20 protein-coding genes and 3 pseudogenes are annotated in these 19,021 nt (G+C 41.5%); 15 read left to right on the plus strand and 8 right to left on the minus strand.

What is annotated here, in order from left to right:
* Nucleotides 1-50 precede the first annotated feature (50 nt).
* The 5 genes from G5B06_RS06315 (at nt 51) to G5B06_RS06335 (ending at nt 4,754) form a co-directional block, all read left to right on the plus strand.
* Entirely contained in the window at nt 51-1,508 is a 1,458-nt protein-coding gene (locus tag G5B06_RS06315; RefSeq protein WP_161234127.1) for a helix-turn-helix domain-containing protein, read from the plus strand.
* Nucleotides 1,509-1,557: 49 nt separating this feature from the next.
* The gene (locus G5B06_RS06320) at nt 1,558-1,737 is read left to right on the plus strand and encodes a hypothetical protein (protein WP_008705291.1); all 180 of its coding nucleotides are present in this window, start codon (nt 1,558-1,560) and stop codon (nt 1,735-1,737) included.
* Between the two features lie 333 nt (nt 1,738-2,070).
* Nucleotides 2,071-2,997 carry a nucleoside 2-deoxyribosyltransferase gene (locus G5B06_RS06325; RefSeq protein ID WP_173762714.1) on the plus strand — a complete coding sequence of 309 codons (927 nt, stop codon included), beginning with the start codon at nt 2,071-2,073 and terminating at the stop codon, nt 2,995-2,997.
* A 60-nt stretch (nt 2,998-3,057) separates the two neighbouring features.
* A complete protein-coding gene (locus tag G5B06_RS06330) occupies nt 3,058-3,927 on the plus strand; it encodes a KilA-N domain-containing protein (RefSeq protein WP_173762715.1) in 870 nt (289 codons plus the stop codon).
* A 599-nt stretch (nt 3,928-4,526) separates the two neighbouring features.
* Nucleotides 4,527-4,754 (plus strand): DNA-binding protein, encoded by a 228-nt coding sequence (locus tag G5B06_RS06335; RefSeq protein ID WP_118263272.1) that lies wholly within the window; start codon nt 4,527-4,529, stop codon nt 4,752-4,754.
* 113 nt (nt 4,755-4,867) lie between these two features.
* Here the strand turns inward: G5B06_RS06335 and G5B06_RS06340 are convergent, their stop codons facing one another.
* The 7 genes from G5B06_RS06340 to G5B06_RS06370 form a co-directional block, all read right to left on the minus strand.
* Nucleotides 4,868-5,293: a sigma-70 family RNA polymerase sigma factor gene (locus G5B06_RS06340; RefSeq protein WP_118510262.1), complete on the minus strand. Its 426-nt coding sequence runs from the start codon at nt 5,291-5,293 to the stop codon at nt 4,868-4,870.
* Nucleotides 5,294-5,853: 560 nt separating this feature from the next.
* Nucleotides 5,854-7,218, minus strand: a complete 1,365-nt coding sequence (locus G5B06_RS06345; RefSeq protein ID WP_118071896.1) for a sensor histidine kinase — start codon at nt 7,216-7,218, stop codon at nt 5,854-5,856.
* Entirely contained in the window at nt 7,209-7,871 is a 663-nt protein-coding gene (locus G5B06_RS06350) for a response regulator transcription factor (protein ID WP_055056575.1), read from the minus strand. Before G5B06_RS06350 ends, G5B06_RS06345 begins: the two co-directional genes overlap by 10 nt.
* A 38-nt stretch (nt 7,872-7,909) precedes the next feature.
* Nucleotides 7,910-8,287: a NisI/SpaI family lantibiotic immunity lipoprotein gene (locus G5B06_RS06355; protein ID WP_025580194.1), complete on the minus strand. Its 378-nt coding sequence runs from the start codon at nt 8,285-8,287 to the stop codon at nt 7,910-7,912.
* Complete coding sequence (locus G5B06_RS06360) at nt 8,280-9,023, minus strand: lantibiotic immunity ABC transporter MutG family permease subunit (RefSeq protein ID WP_025580193.1); 744 nt, start codon at nt 9,021-9,023, stop codon at nt 8,280-8,282. Before G5B06_RS06360 ends, G5B06_RS06355 begins: the two co-directional genes overlap by 8 nt.
* Nucleotides 9,024-9,025: 2 nt before the next feature.
* Entirely contained in the window at nt 9,026-9,772 is a 747-nt protein-coding gene (locus G5B06_RS06365) for a lantibiotic immunity ABC transporter MutE/EpiE family permease subunit (protein ID WP_008705323.1), read from the minus strand.
* Nucleotides 9,773-10,477 carry a lantibiotic protection ABC transporter ATP-binding protein gene (locus G5B06_RS06370; protein WP_173762739.1) on the minus strand — a complete coding sequence of 235 codons (705 nt, stop codon included), beginning with the start codon at nt 10,475-10,477 and terminating at the stop codon, nt 9,773-9,775.
* A gap of 331 nt (nt 10,478-10,808) precedes the next feature.
* Here G5B06_RS06370 and G5B06_RS06375 point away from each other — a divergent pair, with 331 nt between their 5' ends.
* The 6 genes and pseudogenes from G5B06_RS06375 to G5B06_RS19610 all read left to right on the plus strand — a co-directional run bounded on the left by G5B06_RS06375 (nt 10,809) and on the right by G5B06_RS19610 (nt 15,200).
* Nucleotides 10,809-11,045 carry a helix-turn-helix domain-containing protein gene (locus tag G5B06_RS06375; protein ID WP_118064609.1) on the plus strand — a complete coding sequence of 79 codons (237 nt, stop codon included), beginning with the start codon at nt 10,809-10,811 and terminating at the stop codon, nt 11,043-11,045.
* Between the two features lie 263 nt (nt 11,046-11,308).
* Complete coding sequence (locus tag G5B06_RS06380) at nt 11,309-11,530, plus strand: helix-turn-helix transcriptional regulator (RefSeq protein WP_173762716.1); 222 nt, start codon at nt 11,309-11,311, stop codon at nt 11,528-11,530.
* Entirely contained in the window at nt 11,514-12,308 is a 795-nt protein-coding gene (locus G5B06_RS06385) for a DUF3169 family protein (protein WP_173762717.1), read from the plus strand. The genes G5B06_RS06380 and G5B06_RS06385 overlap by 17 nt, the downstream gene beginning before the upstream one ends.
* A 232-nt stretch (nt 12,309-12,540) precedes the next feature.
* Nucleotides 12,541-13,588: pseudogene (locus tag G5B06_RS06390) on the plus strand (macro domain-containing protein).
* Nucleotides 13,589-13,739: 151 nt separating this feature from the next.
* Nucleotides 13,740-14,438, plus strand: a pseudogene (locus tag G5B06_RS19605) (ADP-ribosylglycohydrolase family protein); the annotation flags it as partial.
* 57 nt (nt 14,439-14,495) lie between these two features.
* On the plus strand, nt 14,496-15,200 hold the full coding sequence (locus G5B06_RS19610) for a vWA domain-containing protein (RefSeq protein ID WP_173762740.1): 705 nt from the start codon (nt 14,496-14,498) through the stop codon (nt 15,198-15,200).
* A gap of 82 nt (nt 15,201-15,282) precedes the next feature.
* On the opposite strand, the gene G5B06_RS06405 is transcribed toward G5B06_RS19610, so the two are convergent.
* Entirely contained in the window at nt 15,283-15,642 is a 360-nt protein-coding gene (locus G5B06_RS06405) for a helix-turn-helix domain-containing protein (RefSeq protein ID WP_021977433.1), read from the minus strand.
* A 244-nt stretch (nt 15,643-15,886) separates the two neighbouring features.
* Between G5B06_RS06405 and G5B06_RS06410 the strand changes: the two are divergent.
* The 4 genes and pseudogenes from G5B06_RS06410 to G5B06_RS06425 all read left to right on the plus strand — a co-directional run.
* A pseudogene (locus tag G5B06_RS06410) lies at nt 15,887-16,075 on the plus strand (type II toxin-antitoxin system HicB family antitoxin); the annotation flags it as partial.
* Nucleotides 16,076-16,192: 117 nt separating this feature from the next.
* Nucleotides 16,193-16,927 (plus strand): class I SAM-dependent methyltransferase, encoded by a 735-nt coding sequence (locus tag G5B06_RS06415; RefSeq protein ID WP_173762719.1) that lies wholly within the window; start codon nt 16,193-16,195, stop codon nt 16,925-16,927.
* Nucleotides 16,908-17,999 carry a hypothetical protein gene (locus G5B06_RS18970; protein ID WP_243278931.1) on the plus strand — a complete coding sequence of 364 codons (1,092 nt, stop codon included), beginning with the start codon at nt 16,908-16,910 and terminating at the stop codon, nt 17,997-17,999. Before G5B06_RS06415 ends, G5B06_RS18970 begins: the two co-directional genes overlap by 20 nt.
* A gap of 4 nt (nt 18,000-18,003) precedes the next feature.
* Nucleotides 18,004-18,945, plus strand: coding sequence for a DMT family transporter (locus G5B06_RS06425; RefSeq protein ID WP_173762720.1), 942 nt, complete (start codon nt 18,004-18,006; stop codon nt 18,943-18,945).
* Nucleotides 18,946-19,021 lie beyond the last annotated feature (76 nt).

The following is a 19,021-nucleotide window of genomic DNA, read 5'->3' on the forward strand; positions in this document are numbered from 1 at the left end:
AAATAGAATTATTCGTACCAGTGGTGCGAGTATAGAGTAGGAGTGAAAGAATGGTAGAAGATACTATGTTTTCCGGGGAATCGAAAAATATTGAGTACAAGGTATCCTTACCTGATAAAAGTGAAAAGTACATGAAGACAATCGTAGCTTTTGCCAATACACAAGGTGGCAAGCTGATTGTTGGAGTAGATGATAAAACACACCAGATTGTTGGTGTGGAAAATGATGTGTTGTTTCAGCTGATGGATGGAATTGCCAATGCAGTTTCTGATTCCTGTGTGCCACAGATCATTCCTGATATTGAGCCACAGACAGTAGACGGGAAAACGGTCATTGTTGTATCAGTAGAAGCTGGAAAGAACAGACCGTATTATCTAAAATCAAAGGGAAAAGATAATGGCACTTATATCCGTGTAGCAGGTACATCAAGACAGGCATTTCCGGAGAAGATAAAAGAACTGGAAATGGAAGGGGCCAGAATCTCATGGGATGAGCTTACTTGTGTGGGTTATCCTGTTTCAGAGGAAGCAACAGAGAAACTTTGTCAGGATATTGAAAAGTTCCGGAAGAAAGCAGGAATGTCAGAACATTCTGTAAAGAAAGAGCAGCTGATAAACTGGAAAATTTTGAAGCAGAGCGAGGGACAGCTTCTGGCAACGAATGCCTATGCGTTGCTGACATCGGATTATTTTTCATTCTCCAAAACACAATGTGCGGTATTCAAGGGAACAGATCGTGCAATGTTTCTGGATAAGAGAGAATTTACAGGACCAATCTATACACAAATCGAAGAAGCAGTAGATTTTGTATTGAGAAATATTCGGCTTGGAGCAACAATTGACGGATTGGTGCGAAAAGAGAAATATGAGTTACCACCGGAAGCAATCAGGGAAATGATTATTAATGCCCATTGTCACCGTAACCTATTAGATGAATCCTGTATTCAGGTCGCAGTTTATGATGACAGATTGGAGGTGACATCTCCGGGTGGATTATATAACGGATTAACTTATGAGGAAGTCATGAATGGTCATTCGAAGATCAGGAATAAAGGCATTGCCAATATATTCAGTCAGATGGGACTTGTAGAGGCATGGGGAAGCGGAATAAAAAGAATCCTTAATGCTGCAGAAGAGTATGGACTTCCAAAGCCGAGATTTCAGGAATTTGATAATATGTTTCGGGTAGAGTTGTTCCGAGTCAATCCAATAACTGACCAAGCTAACCAAGCTACTAACCAAGCTAACCAAGCTACTAACCAAGCTAACCAAGATTTAGAGAGATTAGACCAAGTGGAAGATGAAAATGTACTGAGTGAGAAAGAAATAGAAATTCTGAATCTTGTACGTATGCAACCTTCAATCACGCAGAAAGAAATGGCTAATGCGTTAGATTGGAATCTTGCTAGTGTGAAGTATTATATAACCAAATTGAAGGAAAAGAATTATCTGAAGAGGCAGGGAAGTAGCCAAAAAGGGAAATGGGTGATATTAACAAAACGAGATTGACACTTGTATCAATTCGTGTTAAACTATGAAATGTAAGGAGGAGAGAAAGATGCCTAGAAAACCATCATTAGACGGCAAAGATTCTAGTCTGAGAATTAGGATGTCACCAGAGCAAAAAGAAAAGCTAGTATCTTATGCAGAGAGACATTATCAGACTATGAGTAATGTAATATTCCAGGCGTTGGACATTCTTTACGCAAGAGAAGAACAACAAAATAATAAAGAGTAAAATGGAGTTATTTTGGAGTTTATTTCTTCATAAGCGGTGCGAAAAACACAAAAACAGAACGCACGTTCGAAATATAAACCTCTAATAACAGCCTTTGCGTGTCATGAAACGCAGTCCGCAAAGGAATTTGAATAGAATAATAGAAATTTTATACAGATTGTTTTTATATGGTAGGTAATCTATAGATTATCTGCCATATATTTTTGTTTTTTAACAGTATAGATTTTTAATAATATACAAGAATAACAAGAAAACAAACAAGAATGCAAGAAAAGGACTTGACTCTAAGATATTGCAGAGGTATTATTAGAGTAAATTAGGAGGGGCAAAGATATGACAATGAGTTCGACAATACAAGAAGTTGTATTAGAATTTTTATCAGACAAACAAGAACATAGTGTGCAGGACATTAAGCATTATCTTCGAGAACAAGATGTTCGTGATTATACAGAGGGGCAATTTGCAGGCTCTTTGAATACTTTAATGAGAAATGGATCAATAAAAAAAGTGGATAGAGGTATATATTCTATAAAATTAAGGAGTGAGGATATGAAAAAATGTTTTGTAGTATCACCAATAGGTGATGAAGGGAGCGAAATAAGAAAACGGGCGGATCAAATGTTCAAATACATAATCGCACCTGTATGTGAAGAAACTGGATTTGAACCTATAAGAGTGGACAAGTTAAATCAACCAGATTCAATAACCCAAACTATTATAGATTACTTATTACAATCAGAACTTGTGATTGCGGATATTACAGGACATAATCCGAACGCTTTTTATGAGATGGGTTACAGAGCTTCAACTGGAAAACCAATTATCCATTTGAAATGTAAAAATGAAGGGATTCCTTTTGACATAGCTGGAATCAGAGCATTTGATTATGACCTTAGTGACTTGGATTCAGTTGAAGAGATTAAATCCAGGTTAATCAAAACAATAGGGGCCCTATCGTTTGATACGAAATCAGATCAAAATAATGAAGACGATTCCGATACTAAGGAGATGAATGGAGATATATCTCAATTGATTCCAATTTTATATGAAATTCAGGACGATATATCCCAGTTAAAAAAGGAAATTCATAATAAGGATACAGAAACAATACAAGCAGTTATTAAGGCAGCAACGCCATCTGCGCCTATAGAGGATTCCAATACAGCAATAATGAAAGCAGTTCTTCCTGAGCTGTTAAGAAATCCCAATTCAATGAAAACATTGATAGAATTAAGTGAGCTGGGAAATAAAAAGAAGTAAGGGAGAATGGAAAACAATATATTGGCGTTTTTAAAGATGATATAAATAAAGGGGAATCATATGAAAAATATGAAAATAGATGCCAATGGAACTGAAATCAGAATAATGGGAGATATTGTTAATGAAGACGCCTATATTTCGCTCACTGATATTGCAAAATATAAAAATCCAGACAATGCTTTTATTGTAGTGGCAAACTGGATGCGTAATCATTCTACAATTTCATTTTTGGGATTGTGGGAACAAATTCATAATCCCAATTTTAAACCTATCGAATTCGATAGGTTTAAAGCAGAGTCAGGAGATAATGCATTTACACTGACACCGCAGCAGTGGATAAAAGCAACGGATGCAATCGGTATCATATCAAAATCAGGTCGATATGGTGGTACTTATGCACACACGGATATTGCGTTTGAGTTTGCTTCTTGGATTTCACCAGAATTTAAGCTGTATATTATCAAGGATTATCAGCGTTTAAAGAAAGATGAAGCAGACCGTTTAGCGATTGGCTGGGATGTAAAGAGAGAACTTTCAAAAATAAACTACCGAATTCATACGGATGCGGTGAAGGAGTTTTTGATTACACCGACGTTGTCCCAACAGGAAATGGCATATACATATGCTTCTGAAGCGGACATTTTAAATATGGCTTTGTTTGGAAAAACAGCATCCCAATGGAGAAGCGAAAAAGGAATAAAGGGGAAGAATTCCAATATCAGAGATTTTGCTTCTGCGGAAGAATTGGTTGTGCTTATCAATCTGGAGGATACAAACGCTGATCTGATAAGACGGGAAGTGCCTAAAATTGAGCGATTAAAAATATTACGGGAAAAGGCATACAGACAATTAGAACTTTTGAAGAAGAATCAAGATACGATTGAAGCATTGAAGAAAAATCTTATTGAAGATACAGAAACAAATAGTTGATTTTCTAAGCAAAGCTGCTTATAATCTGTATCGGAACATATTGCTATTATCCACAGTTACTTATGCTGTGTTATAAACAGCGATAACAAAATGATAACATTAGCTTATACAGGCAGGATAATATGGACAAATCAAAGAATTAAAAGAAAGGCAAATACGATAGCAAATAATCTCTAAACAAAATTGATTAGTAGTTGTCGAGTTTGAGTAGCGGACTAAATTGCGAAAAAGCCCATAAATAAAGGTTTTGCGGGCTGTCTGGATGTTCCGGTGGAGTGCAAATGGAGTTAAAAAATCTTTTTTTTCTTTGTTTTCTTTCCGGAGTTATCTGAGATTTTCGCAAAAGTAACTATGCTCAGAAAATATAATTAGTGTGAATATGAAGAACAGTTTGTTTTGATGGAAATATTTTCCGTCAGGGCAGACTGTTTTTTTATACCCTTTTTCAATGATATTAACTCCATGGTTCAGCGATAACACATATGGAAACTGTAAAATTAAAATAATTTGCTAAATTTCGGAAAATGATGTCCGATTTTGCATCGGCCAGTACAGAGTATATGAAGAGATAAATATTCAAAATACAGGAGGTACTGATTATGCAGAACAAATTATTTTTAAAGGCAGCTGATATATGTGAACTTCTGGAGGTGAAACAGACATCGGCTTATGAGATCATTGGCAATCTGAATAAGGAGCTGGAAGAACAGGGATATTTGACGCTTAGAGGAAAAGTTCCGACAAAGTATTTTGTGAGGCGTTTCTACGGGGTAGAAGATACCTGTGAGATTCCACAGGAAGAGGGAAAGGAATGGTTTCATGCGTAAGAGAAAAATGTATTTATCAGTAGAAGACATTGCAGAACTCTTTGGATTATCAGTTTCGTTTGCTTACCGGGTGTTGGAAAGAATGAATGCCGATCTGGAAAGCAAGAACTGCTTCATTCTGCAATACCTCCCGTCAGTCTTGTTCTCATGGTTTCCAGCGTCTTAGTCCTGTGCCGCTGGACGGCGCTGCGGGACATTCCCACCACCGCGCCGATCTCGCCGTCCGTCAGTTCCAGGACACAATGCAGTATCAAGATGCTTTGTCCCGGCTGGGGCAAGCTGGCAAAGGCAGCGGCCACCAGCCCGTCGCTGATCTGAAGCTCACAGCCATAGGCCGGAAATATAAAACTGTCGCTGGGGTACTGATCTATCGTGCATAGCGTGTCCAGTTCCGAAAGCGGCAGCGTTTCAAAGGATGTTTCCCAGCCACGCTGACGCTTCCTTTCCCGGAAGTAGTCAACGGCTTCATGGTACAGTACCAGCTTGCAAAAATGGTCAAACTGGCAGCGCCTCCCGTAATCATCAGGGGTAACTTTCATCTTCTCACCCCCTTTCCGTGGGGAGTGAGCAGGATGATCCTGTCCGTTGTCAGGGGCCTATGCTGGCCCTGGTCTGCTGACCGCCTCCTTTTCCATCTGATTTTTTGCCGGAAATGAGAATCCGCGAAAATCGACAAAAATCGCCCGGCAGGTCGTAAACCTACCGGGCGACGATTTGAAGCGTTTTGTTGTTTTCTTACATGGTATAGTTCATACTCATAGCCGGAATATTCCCGTGGCGGGGCAAGGCTTTTTTTAAGCGGTAGAAGTGGATTAGATTATAATGATAGTAAAACAGCATGGCGGCGTCCTCCCGTGGGCCGCCATGCCTTTAACTGCTGGGAATGACAGAAAGAAAGCAGCGGCCTTGATTTCTCAAAACCGCCACCAGTGAATATAAATTAAGCGTGAAAATGGGTCTGCCCAGCAGCGGTTTTTTTCTTTTCTGCCGCTGGGCAGATGTTTTTTCTTTAGATACATGATAAGAGGAATTTTTGAAGATTCCATAAAGATTTGAAAAATGGACGGACATAAAAGACGTCCATTACACTATCGGAAAATCAGCAAGGAAGTTTCATAGTAACCTTTGCGCCGCCGGTTTCTTTTGAATTTTCTAAAATAAGCTGACCATTATGTTGTTCCATAATCGAATTTGTAATATATAGACCCATACCAAAGTGTAACTTTGAATTGCGGCTTTGATCGCCCATATAGAACCGTTCCTGTGCGTGGCATAATGCCTCTTTAGAAAATCCCGTTCCCTCGTCTGTGACTGAAATTTCCACGAAACCGTTGTTACTCTGAACATCCACATAAAGCGTTCCGCCTTGCGGGGAGTAGTCCAGCCCATTACTGATAACATTCATAATAGCACGTTCTATCAGCACCCTATCAAATTTCAGCATTTGAGGGAGTGAAACAGTATTCATTTGCAGCCGGATTTCTTTTGTCCGGCATAGTGATTCCATATAACCGAACAAGTGCTGCATGAACGCTGGCAAGTCTATACTTTCAATATGGAGCTGATAACCAACCGCCGCCCGTGATATATCAATCAGGGTTTGAATATATGACTGCATCTGGCCGGAGCTTTCCACGACGTAACCAGCGTATAATCGTTGCTCATCATCAAGATTTGTTTCTGTGAGTAAATCAGCATTTCCTTGAATAACCGTCAGAGGCGTTTTCAAATCATGGGCAAGCGCGGCGATTTGCTCTTTCTGTGTCTGTTCGGTTTTCCATTGCCGTTCTAACGAAATTTTCAGATTATCTTTCATATCTGAAAAAGATGCAAGGACATCTTCAAACTCTTTGATTTTGGCGTGTCCTACTTCAAAATCAAGGTTTTGCTTTGAAACCTCCGCAGTTGCTTCAAAAAGCGGGGTCAGTTGTGTACGCAGGTTCTTAGCAAATCTGGCGGTCAGTATGATAATGACCAGCAGCGAATTTACAGCCATCAGGATAAACACAAGCGTGTCAGGAGATGGAAAATATTCCGGTAGCCATGACACTGTAAATTGAGAACCAATATAATACCTTAAAACGCAAAATTCGTTTTCCCGGACAACAAGTGCAAACTGCCTCCCCGTAGCATATTCAATATATTCTCCCTTTGCGTACAGCAGGGCAATTTCTTTTTCATCATCGTCCATATTGCTGTAAAGCTCATTAAAGTTCTTGTCCAGAATTAAGTAGCCGCATCCCTGTGGAATCACAACCTTTGTAATATCCGGGGCAATCGTCAGCGTTGGAATGATCTCTTTTACCTGCAATTCACTTAGATTTGCTCTTGTAGCTAATCCAGCATTTACAGCAAGTCCCTCCAAACCAGAAGGGACAATAATTGCCGCTACCAGCATGACAATGAGGGAGATAGCAAACTGGCGAAACAATATTTTCAATGTAGGTTTCTTTTTCACTCCCATTTATATCCTATCCCCCATACGGTGCTGATCGGACTTATTTTGAAATGCTCCAATTTCGCACGAATATTTTTTATATGCGTTGAGATCGTAGAGTTATCGCCTATTCCATCAAACCCGAAAACGGCTTCATAGATTTGTTCTTTTGTAAAAACCTGTCCCCGGTTTTTCGCAAGGTATTCACAGATTGAATACTCGCTTTTGGTAAGGGGAACCGGCTGTTCTGAAACATACAGTACCTTTGCGGAAAGGTCAAATCTTATATCAGGCTCAAATGAAAGTGTGCTGTGATGCTCCCTTTTTTCTCTGCGTAAATGTGCCGCGACACGGGCGCGAAGCTCCTGAATACGAAAAGGTTTCGTAATATAATCATCCGCACCGATGCCCAATCCAAACAATATATCTTCCTCTAATGTCTTTGCGGTCAGAAAGAGAATCGGGCAGTCTACCATATTCCTGATCTGTTTGCAAAACTCAAACCCGTCTGTGCCAGGCATCATCACATCCAAAAGAATGAGGTCATAGAAATGCAGCTTTTTGATGTCTACATCATCCGCATTTTGACAGACTGTTATCAAATATCCATCTTTCCCCAAACTGTTCTTAATCAATTCCAAGATAGAAACTTCATCGTCAACTACAAGTAAGTGGGTCAAAAAATCGCCTCCCGCCCCATTATACCACATTGTCGAGGTTACTCATCATTATTTTTAATGTCAGCTTTCCGATATTCATTGTTGATATTTACAGCTACGGCATTGCTTATATCCACATCCACAATACTGTAAACGTAGCCGAAACTGAAATCTTCCCCCGCCACATTTTTGAAGCGTTTCGATACCTGCCCGATTTCTTCTTGCAGTTCTGACATTTCAAGACATTCATCCGTTATGGTATATGTCAGGCCGTTATATGAAATTTCATCATAGTTTGCGGCGTTCAGCTCATAATACGGCAGAGATTCATTTAACGCCTTATTTTTATCGGCGGTATCGCGGAGCGCACCGCAGGCCGATAAGCATATAAGACTTACAAGCACAATTACCACGGCAAACAGGCACTTTTTATTCACTGTTTTTACCTCCCTCCCAACCATGAAACCAAACCAAACTGGCAATCAGCAGACAAACAGTGCAGCATACAGAAATAATCATACCGCTGAAAAAATCGGTTTTTACCTGTGCATACAGTTGGGGGCTATCCCATGCAAGCACAGTGTAATCCATAGCACGAACGCCCCAGGCCCAGGGAATATATTTCCATGTAGCGTCACCAAGCCCTGTTATCATAAGGGCAGCTATTAAACTCCCTGCAATTCCCAATCCCATAGATGCACCTTTTCCGAAGCTCATTCCCACAAACAAATGAATCAGATAAATGGGAAGCATGGTAATCAACAATAGAATCCCTGCTTTCAGGTAAAGGCTTGCCGGAGCATCCCTATATAGTGCAGCGAATGTTCCTAACGCTAAAAATGTTGCGCCAAAAGCACAGATCATCAGAAAACCAAGTTTACCAATATACGTTGCCATGCGAGATGGGATTGTTCCCAACAAAAGCTGATAATGCCCGGCCTGATTTTCGATCTGAACAACCAGGCCCACAATAATGCCGATCAGAAACGGGAACGCAACGGCCAGCACTTCCAGATAGGCACTGATTTTGGTTGCCAGTTCCCATCTGGATATATGATAGTAACCCGCAAAAATCGCCGCACATATAATCGGAATCATGCTGTGCATATAGAGCAAAATGCTATGTTTACACTTCTGATATTCTGCTTTCCAGCAGCGAACCACAGATACCATAGTTACCCCACCTCCTTTTTCTCAAACCATCTTGCAGTTAAAAATGACAGCGCCGCAAACCAGGCCAGCGAAATGACCAATACAAGTATAATCATCCAAAATGCCATTGCCGTACTCTGATCTGCAACCGGCTCACCATTAGGCAAAATACCTAACACGGAAATCATAAGATGCGGCACCCAGCTATACGGGCAGATCATCCACAAAGAGGTTGTAGCCGTGAAAATCCCTAAAACGCTTCCAAGTCCGGCATTAAGAATAACCGTGACAAAGATACCAACTTTTTTTGATAACCATAAGCACAGCGGAACTTCCCATAGGCTTGCAATGACAATACAAGCTGTTCCGGCCGCAGCCTGCCAAATTCCGATTGTCAGGGGAATTTCGTTGATAACTAATATTGCAAAACCGCCCAACAGATTTAGCGCCAGGAAAATGAAATTCCCCACACAGGAGTAAATACCGGCCACTCCAATTTTTGCTTTCCAGACTTTGTTCTGCGAAACAGGCAATGAAGCAACGGCACGATATTTTAGTTTGCCATTATCCCGCTGTTCAATCAAGGCACAGGTGAGCGTAAGGAATCCAGGATAAAGCAGGATATACCACCAATTATAAGAATTGAGCTGGAACCAAAGAGGGGCAAAAAAGTTCATAAGCGCAGTTACAAACGGGGCCAGAACGATCAGCGTTTTTGTGAAAGTTCTCTTATGCTTTAGGTTCTCTGCCTGAATATATGCCATCTCCATTTAATATCCCTCCTTACCATTTCTGCGAATAACATTCATAAAGAGTTGTTCCAAATCTTCACCGGCGCGAAGCTCTCCCTCATATCCAAGGACGCCGCCAGCAATGATACCCACATGATCTGCAATCTGCTGGACTTCTGACAGAATATGGCTGGACAAAATAACTGTAATCCCTTTGCAGGGAAAAGAGCGAATTAACTCTCGAAGTTCCTCAATCCCTAAAGGGTCAAGGCCGTTAGTCGGTTCATCCAGAATCAAAAGCTGGGGACTGTTCAGCAATGCAATAGCAATACCAAGCCGCTGCTTCATACCAAGAGAAAACTGCCCGGCCCGTTTCTTGCCGGTATTCGTGAGCTGGACAATTTGCAATACCTCGTTAATTCGTGCATCGTCCAGGCCGAGCAATGTAGTTCTGACTTTGAGATTTTCGTATGCAGTCAGATTTTCGTAAAGCGGGGGCATCTCAATCAAAGCACCGATATGCTCCAGATCATTCCGCTTCCACGGGTGGCCGTCAAACTCGATGCTTCCCGATGTGGGGCGCAAAATGCCGGTGAGCATTTTTAAGATCGTGGATTTGCCAGCCCCATTCGGCCCCAGCAGACCATAAACCGAGTTGCGCCGGATGTTCAGTGACACATTGTTTACCGCCATTTGCCCCTTGAAATTTTTGCAGAGGTCAGTCGTTTTCAAAATCATATCCATATAATCAAGTCCTTTCTTTGATTTTACGGATAGCATACCGGGCAATTTTGAAGATTTCATAAAGATTCCCGAAAACAGAATATGAACAATACACCGTAACCGTGGAGCATATCGCAACAAAGCACCAACCTACGCATTTAGGGCCTTAAAAAGCCCTATATTTCAAGGTTTTTCCCGCATAGTCGGCGGGGTATGTGAGTGTTTTATCCTATCCCCGCCATAGTGCCGCTCTAAATGCGTAGAATTTACCAGCAGAAAATCGCCGGTTTCTTTGGCTCCATACTCCCAGATATGGTATCATGGAAAAAATCAATCTGACGGGGGTATCAGGATGGACGGACAAGAAAAGCTGCTGGACTATGAAACAATCAAAGCCGCCGTTGCCGGTGAGAAGTGGGCCACAGAAAAGGTGCTGGCCCACTATGCGGACTACATCGACGAGCTTTCCACGGTGGAGATCAGGCAGCCGGGCGGCAAAGTGAAAAAAGTCATTGACGAGGATATGCGGCAGCACATTTCCTTAAAGCTGCTGGAAGCGTTGCCGAGCTTCCCGCTGGAACAAGAATAACGATCAAGAGATCCTCATAATAATTGTCACCATAGCCACTACATGTCAGCCTCCTTGTGAGGCTGTGAGTTGAAATAGCCTGTATTTCAGCCGGCTACCTTCTCGTGAAATTGTGAATTAAATGTATAAAACTATTTTCGTTCTCAAAAAATGACAACAATATTTGTCAAAAACATATTGACAAGTAAAGTTGTCAATGCTAAGATAAAACTATGAAATGACAAGAAAACTTGTCAAAATAAACAGCAAAAGGAGGGCCTGAATTGCCACTGTTAAATCGTCTAAAAGAATATCGTTCCAGCAAGGGGATTAATCAGACTGAGCTGGGGAAGTTGGCCGGGGTGTCCAGGCAGACGATCAGCCTGATTGAGAGAGGCGATTATTCACCGTCTGTAACACTGGCGCTTAAGATCGCCAGGATCTTTCAGGTAAGTGTAGAGGACATTTTCATGTATGAGGAGGATGAAGATGAAACAGGAGAATAAGACAAAAAGTGTTAAAAAATTCAGTGTGAAAATGCTTCTGGCAATGGTGTTTGGAGGTGTGCTTGGAGGCTTTTTCGGTGTTTTTATGTATTATTTTCATGGAGATCTGGAAGCATTTCTGACAACGTGGACTAAGATGGTTCAGAGTATATTGGTTCCGGGTTTGCTGATAGTAAATATTGTTTCCATTCTGGCTGGAGAATTTTGCCTGTGGAAACTGAAAACGGTTTGTGACAGAATAGCTACAGCGGAAGATGAGGAAGCAGATCTTGTCAGCTATCAGGAGGAAAAATATGGAGCCATTCTGCAGTGTGTCAATGCTGTTTCACAGGTACTCTGCATTTTTCTTCTTGCAAATGGATACCAGATAGGATATATCGAATCCAGTAATAAAAATGCGATTAATATTCTCATTGCCTGTGGGCTGTTTGTAGCTTGTTTCTTTTATAATGGAATCATGCAGGCCAGATATATCAAGCTGCTTCAGACAGTGCATCCGGAAAAAAGAGGAGATGTTTCCTCCAGAAAATTCCATCAGCAGTGGGTGGAGAGCTGCGATGAGGCGGAGAAGGAAGTTATCTATCAGAGTTCTTACAAGACTTATATTTTTATGAGCAAAGCCATCGGGCTGTTGCTGATCGTTACAATGTTATCCCATCTGTTTTTCAAAACAGGTATCATGGCAATCCTGGTGGTTGGCGTGATGTACCTGATTCTGGTTGGGAAGTACAGTTGTTCCTGTGTGAGTCTGCGTAAGGACCGGATTTTGAGATCGTGAAATATATAGAATTATTATGGCTGGATCAGATGTAAAATCTGGTTCAGCTTTTTGGTTATGGGAAATTTCTTCATAATATTCCAGTGACATAAAAAAGCTCTTGGGGCAGGAGCACACTACGGAAGAAAAATAGATATCGCTGAAATATCGGTTTATGGTATGATAAGAAAAGAGATAATTAGTCCAGGAAATATTATATTCATAAACGTGAATAACAGAAAGAAGGTATGCTATGCCATTTAAGATCATACAGAATGACATCACAAAAATTACAGCGGATATCATTGTAAATACGGCGAATCCCAATCCAGTTTACGGCAGTGGCACGGATTATGCGATTTATAAGGCGGCAGGAAAATCACAGTTACTTCGGGCAAGGTGGAAGATTGGAAAAATCCGTCGGGGAGAGATTGCGGTAACGGATGCGTATAATCTTTCCGCAAAGTATATCATCCATACCGTTGGGCCTGTATGGAAGGGGGGGGAAATCTCATGAATTTGAAATACTGGAAAGTTGTTACTGGAAATCTCTGAAAAAAGCAGCAGAGCTGAATTGTGAAAGTATCGCGTTTCCGCTGATCGCAACGGGTGTGTATGGATTTCCGAAAGATATGGCTCTTGAGATCGCAGTTTCTACATTCAGTAAATTTCTTGCTGAGCATGAGATGAATATCATTCTTGCGGTATTTGACAAAGAATCATTTCAGCTTTCCAGTCAGATTGTAGATGTTGTAGATTCTTACATTGATGAAAATTATGTGAATCAAAATTATGCGGCAGAATATTCTCAACCATTTCGCCGGGACAGAAGATCAGAGTATGAGAATCGAAACGGTTATCCTGCGGATCGATTTCCAGAAGAAAATTTTTATGAGGCATCTTTTTCCAATGAAGCATTGGGATGGGGAGCGATGTCCCTGGAGGAGCAGTTGAATCAGATCGGACCGAGTTTTCATGAAAAACTGTTCGAGCTGATAGAAAGATCGGGAATGGATAATAAGGATGTGTGGAAAGCGGCCAATCTTGACAGGAAGCATTTTTCAAAAATCCAGTGTGACAGCCATTATCATCCGAAGAAAAAAACAGTTATGGCATTGTGTATTGCGCTGAAATTAAATCTGGAACAGGCAAAAGATCTTCTGGCGAGAGCAGACTGGGCATTCAGCCCAAGCAGTAAGGTGGATCTGATCGTGCAGAAAGCGCTTATAGACAGACAGTATGATATCATGCAGTTGAATACGGTTTTGTTTAAATACACAAATGAAATACTGGGAGTCTGAATGCAGCAAAGTGGAGTGCAAATGGATATTTTATTCCTATCTTATAAAAATGTCGCCGGTTCAGCGACCATACTGGTATAAAACCCGTGTATTATAAAATCACAATAAAAAAACAAGATTACCGGATTGGTTCCGGGGACAGGAGGCATATATGTACGGTGCGATTTTAGGAGATATTATTGGAAGTCCATTTGAATTTGACAGAGGCGATAAGACAAAAGATTTTGAACTGTTTTCATGGGGATGTCGTTTTACAGATGATTCTGTAATGACAATCGCGGTGGCAGAAGCTTTAATGGAAACCGGAATAAATGCGGATGAAGAAACAATTGAAAATGCTGTTCAGAATCAGATGCGTAAATGGGGAAGACGATATCCAAGAGCAGGGTATGGCGGAAGATTTCGTCAGTGGCTTATGGCGGATCATCCGGAACCTTATGGAAGCTATGGAAATGGTTCTGCGATGCGTGTGTCGGCAGCAGGATGGTTATATCCGGATCTGGAACAGACCCGGGCAGCAGCAAGGGCAACAGCAAAGGTGACACATAATCATCCGGAAGGAATTAAAGGTGCTGAGGCAACGGCCAGCTGTATTTTTCTTGCCCGAAATGGAAAGTCAAAGGAAGAGATCCGGGAATATGTAACAGGAGAATTTCATTACAATCTGAACAGAACGTTGGATGAGATCAGGCCATTTTATCATCATGTGGAAAGTTGTCAGGAAACAGTACCGGAAGCGATCATTGCTTTTCTGGAAGCAGGGGATTTCGAAGATACTGTGAGAAATGCAGTTTCTATTGGTGGTGATACAGATACTCTGGCGGCTATTGCGGGTAGTATTGCAGAAGCTTTTTATGGAGTGCCGGAGGAGCTGCGGGAAGAATGCAGGAAGAGAATTCCGGGCAATATGAGAAAAGTCCTTAACCAGTTTGATAGGGAACTTGGCAGGGAGTGCGAGAGGGAAGAGACGACAGAAATTGTATTTATCCTTGACAGAAGCGGTTCTATGGCAGGACTTGAGAGAGATACGGTTGGGGGATTTAATTCCATGATCGAAAAGCAGAAAAAAGAAAAAGGTTCTGTGTTGGTTTCTACGGTGCTTTTTGATAATACGGCAGAAGTTCTTCATGACAGGGTAGATTTAGAGAAGATCAGGCCCTTAACAGAAAAAGAGTATTTTGTGGGAGGATGTACTGCACTTCTGGATGCTGTCGGAGGGGCAATCCATCATATTGGAAATGTACATAAATATGCCAGAATGGAGGATGTGCCGGAGCGTACATTATTTGTTATCATAACAGACGGGGAAGAAAATGCCAGTCGTTATTACAGTGCCAAAAAGGTGAAAGGAATGATCGAGCGTCAGAAATCCAGATATGGCTGGGAGTTCCTTTTTCTGGGAGCAAACATAGATGCGGTACAAACGGCAGGAAGATTTGGCATCAGTGAAGACAGAGCGGTAAATTATAATTGTGACAGCAGAGGAACTATGCTGAATTACCAGGTGATCGGAGAAGCGATTTCTGTATTCAGAAATGATGCGCGTATTGATGAAAGCTGGAAAAGGCAGATTGATGAGGACTACAAAAAACGGAGAAGTGACTGGGAATAAATCAGGCAGAAGAAGGGAGTTATTTTCTATATTTATAATGGATATTTTCCCTATATAAGAAAAATATATCAGAGGAACCGTTCTATTTACAGGACAGTTCCTCAGTTTTTTTGTATGAAAGTTCCCTGACATAAGTAAAAATCCTGCTTCTCAGTTCCTGGTCTGTCTGCATCGTCTGTACCAGTTCATACAGTTCCGGTGATTCGGAACGGGAGATGATGATCTGATCGGCTTCCATCTGGTCAGATATTCCATATAAAAAATCTACATTACAATGAAAAGTCTGTGCGATAAAACATGCAGATTGGTAGGAGGGCTCACGCTCTCCACGTTCGTAACGGCCGTATGCCATAGCCGAAATATTCAGCTGGCGTGCGGCTTCTGCTTTATTGATATTCAGGGACGTTCGAAGCTGGATCAGCCTTTCCGGACAAAAATTCATAAAATTCACCTCTTGATATTAACCAACGGTTATGATAATATATAGAACAATACTAACCAATGGTTATTATAAACGAAAAGATCAGATATTACAAGAGTGAAAAAAGAAAACGTTGTATATAGGATTTTTACTTTCTTTTTATGTCAGCTTCCTTGAGAGGCTGTGAGTTGAAATGGCCGAAAAGACGGAATAGCGATCTACCAGCTGGTAAGACAAATAGTCGAAAGTGAGACCGAGAATAAAAATGAAAACGATGAATGATTATATGGAAATGCCCTATCGTATGGAAATTATAGAAGATAAGGAAGAGGGAGGATTTGTGGCTTTTTATCCTGATTTGCCAGGGTGCATTACCTGCGGTGAAACTGTTGAAATTGCGGTAGCAAATGCATTGGATGCAAAAAAGGCATGGATTGAAGCAATGATGGAAGAGGAACATTAAGAAATGATGTGACATTCTCAAAAAAATGATACGATGTTTTGGTAATACTATGTTATACTTATATCTTCAGGATTACCACAAACAACCATGGAAGTGAGAACAACAAAAATGAACAATAAAATCGTAGTCTGCCTTGGAAAGGGTGGACAAAGGGATCAGGCAGAGTCTTTTGCCAGGAGGACGGATGCGCCGATTCAGGATAAGCCGGGGGATTATCTTACTGTCCGGTTTGATTCTAAAGGGGTATCTCTGTCGGGATTTGGTTTGACCTATCAGGGTAATTTCGTAGAGTCTATGCTGCACAGAGTGACCAATGGACGGCTGCAGCATGAGATGCTGGTGAAAGCTGCCAAGTCTGATAAAGAGGGCAGGAAGGCCATTGATGCCACAGCCGGAATGGGAGAAGATGCTTTTCTTCTGGCAGCTCAGGGATATGAGGTGACTTTGTATGAGCAGAATCCGGTGATTGCAGCTCTTCTGAAAGATGCCATTCGCCGTGCGAAGAAAAATATAGATCTGAAAGACATTGCCAGTCGTATGAAAGTGATCGAAGGAAACAGTGTGGAATGTATGTCAAAACTTCTTGATCCGGTGGACGTGATCTATCTGGACCCTATGTTCCCGGCAAGGCAGAAATCCAGCCTGATCAATAAGAAACTTCAGCTGATCCAGAAACTGGAACCACCTTGCTCTGAGGAAACGGATCTTTTTGATGCAGCGATCAAGGCGAATCCAGATAAGATCATCGTCAAACGTCCGCTGAAAAGTGAATGCCTTGCCGGCCGGGAACCATCTTATACATTGAAGGGGAAAGCAATACGATATGACTGCTATGTGTTATAAAGTTACACATTATCAATACAAAGACCGCATCGGAAACCTTAAAGCGGAAGCCGTAGGTGTGGTAAGCGGGGAAAAGCATTTCCCCATATTTCCAGGGAATATGATCTTTAAACCACTGACGAAATCCAAGCCATTTTCCACACCACTATATGCTTATGCAGAGGTATTCTGGTCAACGGTCATTAATGAATATTTCATGCCTGCGCCACAGTATGAGCTGGCGATCTGTGAGGGTTATGAGGCGGTAAATGAGAAATATCTCGATTATGGAACCGCAGTTCCTGTGGCATATAAGGAGGGAGAGTCCCTTCTGAATCTTCTGGAGTTTTTCCGGAAATATCCGGATAAAAAAGTTGACATAGATAATTATGTAAACTACTGCCAGATGTTTTACGATTATCGGGACATCTTTGAATCGGAATTTTTCCAGAAACACGAAGATCTGGCAGAACAGCTTGCTATGCAGGTACTGATCTCTGTTCTGAAGGGAGACCAGAATTATCATTATGAGAATGTAGCTTTTCTCTGTGATAAAGAGGGAGAGATTATCAGCCTTGCGCCGATGATCGATCATGAATTTTCTACCTATTTCATGTTCCCGGAAGATGTTTCACGACATGTGTACTGGCTGATGGAACTGAGTAAGTCTATCCGTGGCTGGGAAGTGAAGCCAGGGGAATATGATAATTTTAAGAATCCGGAAGAACGGAAACTGATGGAAAAAAGTGCCACCTGTATTCACAAAAATCTCTTCTATATAAAAGAACATTATCCACAGGTAACCGAAGAATTTCTGAATAAAGCAGAAAAACTGAAAACAGCACTGACAGAAACTTCGAAGGATTTTCTGATCCAGGGAAATACGGAATATCCGGACCATGCGGATTCCAGTGCCTGGCTGATCGGAAAAGCCAGATATAAGGATAAAGATGAAGAGAAAGCCAGAACTTATGAAGCGAAATTTCGTGGAAAAGAGAAAAAGATTGATTTCCGTGACGTCAGTATCAGTGCAATAAATGAAATAAAATCCATCTTAAGTCAGATGGAAGAAGTTTTGGGAAAGAGAGAATAAACAAATGAAACAAACAAAAACAACGTTGACAAAAACCTGGGTGGTGGCGGCACTTGCCTGTGTCTGCTGTCTTCTCTGGGGAAGTGCGATCCCGCTGATCAAGACAGGATATCGTCTGATGCAGGTGGATTCTGCAGATACCGCAAGCCAGATCGTTTTTGCGGGAGTGCGTTTTGCACTGGCAGGGATTCTGGTACTGATCTTTGCGTCCATCAGTGAACGGAAAGTGATGATCCCGGACCGGACGATCCTGAAATATGCAGTACCGGTTTGCCTGGCGCAGACGGTGTGTCAGTATTTCTTCTTTTATATCGGAGTGGCGCATACTTCCGGAGTAAAAGGTGCGATCATCACAGGCCTTGGAAACTTTATCGCGATTCTGTTATCCTGTTTTATTTTCCGTAAGGAGCGTATGACAGGAAGAAAGATGATCGGATGTATCCTGGGTTTTGCAGGCGTTGTTGTGATCAACCTGATGGGAAATTCCCTGGATGCAGGATTTAAACTCACGGGAGAAGGATTTATCCTGATCGCGCAGTTTTCTTATGGAATGTCTACAGTACTGATCAATATTTTTTCCAGAAAAGTGTCACCGGTAATACTCAGCGGAACACAGTTTACTATGGGTGGAATTGTTCTGTTTCTTATCGGAAAAATAATGGGCGGACATCTGGGAGTGGTAAATGCTGCCGGGATTGGAATTATTTTTTATCTTGCAATGGTTTCTGCCGTGGCTTATACACTGTGGTCAGTGCTGCTTGCATGGAATGATGTATCCAGGGTTGCAATCTTTGGCTTTGTAAATCCTCTGTTCAGCGTAATTTTGTCTGCACTGGTCCTGGGAGAAGTACGCCAGGCATTTAATCTGGGAAGCCTGATCGCACTGTTCCTTGTCTGTGTGGGAATTTATGTGGTAAATCGTAAAGACAAAGCGTCTGTCCATTGACAACTTCTTCAGAAAAGTCGTATACTATGCGTGTTTCATAAATGAAGCAGAAATTCTCATGTGTCTGCACGGCGAG

Source organism: Blautia luti (assembly GCF_013304735.1).
Classification (GTDB): Bacteria; Bacillota; Clostridia; order Lachnospirales; family Lachnospiraceae; genus Blautia_A.

Bases quoted from the DNA above. Each gene is read 5' to 3' on its own strand.
- G5B06_RS06315 (WP_161234127.1), top strand. From the start codon at position 51: ATGGTAGAAGATACTATGTTTTCCGGGGAATCGAAAAATATTGAGTAC.
- G5B06_RS06320 (WP_008705291.1), top strand. From the start codon at position 1,558: ATGCCTAGAAAACCATCATTAGACGGCAAAGATTCTAGTCTGAGAATT.
- G5B06_RS06325 (WP_173762714.1), top strand. From the start codon at position 2,071: ATGACAATGAGTTCGACAATACAAGAAGTTGTATTAGAATTTTTATCA.
- G5B06_RS06330 (WP_173762715.1), top strand. From the start codon at position 3,058: ATGAAAAATATGAAAATAGATGCCAATGGAACTGAAATCAGAATAATG.
- G5B06_RS06335 (WP_118263272.1), top strand. From the start codon at position 4,527: ATGCAGAACAAATTATTTTTAAAGGCAGCTGATATATGTGAACTTCTG.
- G5B06_RS06340 (WP_118510262.1), bottom strand. From the start codon at position 5,293: ATGAAAGTTACCCCTGATGATTACGGGAGGCGCTGCCAGTTTGACCAT.
- G5B06_RS06345 (WP_118071896.1), bottom strand. From the start codon at position 7,218: ATGGGAGTGAAAAAGAAACCTACATTGAAAATATTGTTTCGCCAGTTT.
- G5B06_RS06360 (WP_025580193.1), bottom strand. From the start codon at position 9,023: ATGGTATCTGTGGTTCGCTGCTGGAAAGCAGAATATCAGAAGTGTAAA.
- G5B06_RS06365 (WP_008705323.1), bottom strand. From the start codon at position 9,772: ATGGAGATGGCATATATTCAGGCAGAGAACCTAAAGCATAAGAGAACT.
- G5B06_RS06370 (WP_173762739.1), bottom strand. From the start codon at position 10,477: ATGGATATGATTTTGAAAACGACTGACCTCTGCAAAAATTTCAAGGGG.
- G5B06_RS06375 (WP_118064609.1), top strand. From the start codon at position 10,809: ATGGACGGACAAGAAAAGCTGCTGGACTATGAAACAATCAAAGCCGCC.
- G5B06_RS06385 (WP_173762717.1), top strand. From the start codon at position 11,514: ATGAAACAGGAGAATAAGACAAAAAGTGTTAAAAAATTCAGTGTGAAA.
- G5B06_RS19610 (WP_173762740.1), top strand. From the start codon at position 14,496: ATGAGAAAAGTCCTTAACCAGTTTGATAGGGAACTTGGCAGGGAGTGC.
- G5B06_RS06405 (WP_021977433.1), bottom strand. From the start codon at position 15,642: ATGAATTTTTGTCCGGAAAGGCTGATCCAGCTTCGAACGTCCCTGAAT.
- G5B06_RS06415 (WP_173762719.1), top strand. From the start codon at position 16,193: ATGAACAATAAAATCGTAGTCTGCCTTGGAAAGGGTGGACAAAGGGAT.
- G5B06_RS18970 (WP_243278931.1), top strand. From the start codon at position 16,908: ATGACTGCTATGTGTTATAAAGTTACACATTATCAATACAAAGACCGC.
- G5B06_RS06425 (WP_173762720.1), top strand. From the start codon at position 18,004: ATGAAACAAACAAAAACAACGTTGACAAAAACCTGGGTGGTGGCGGCA.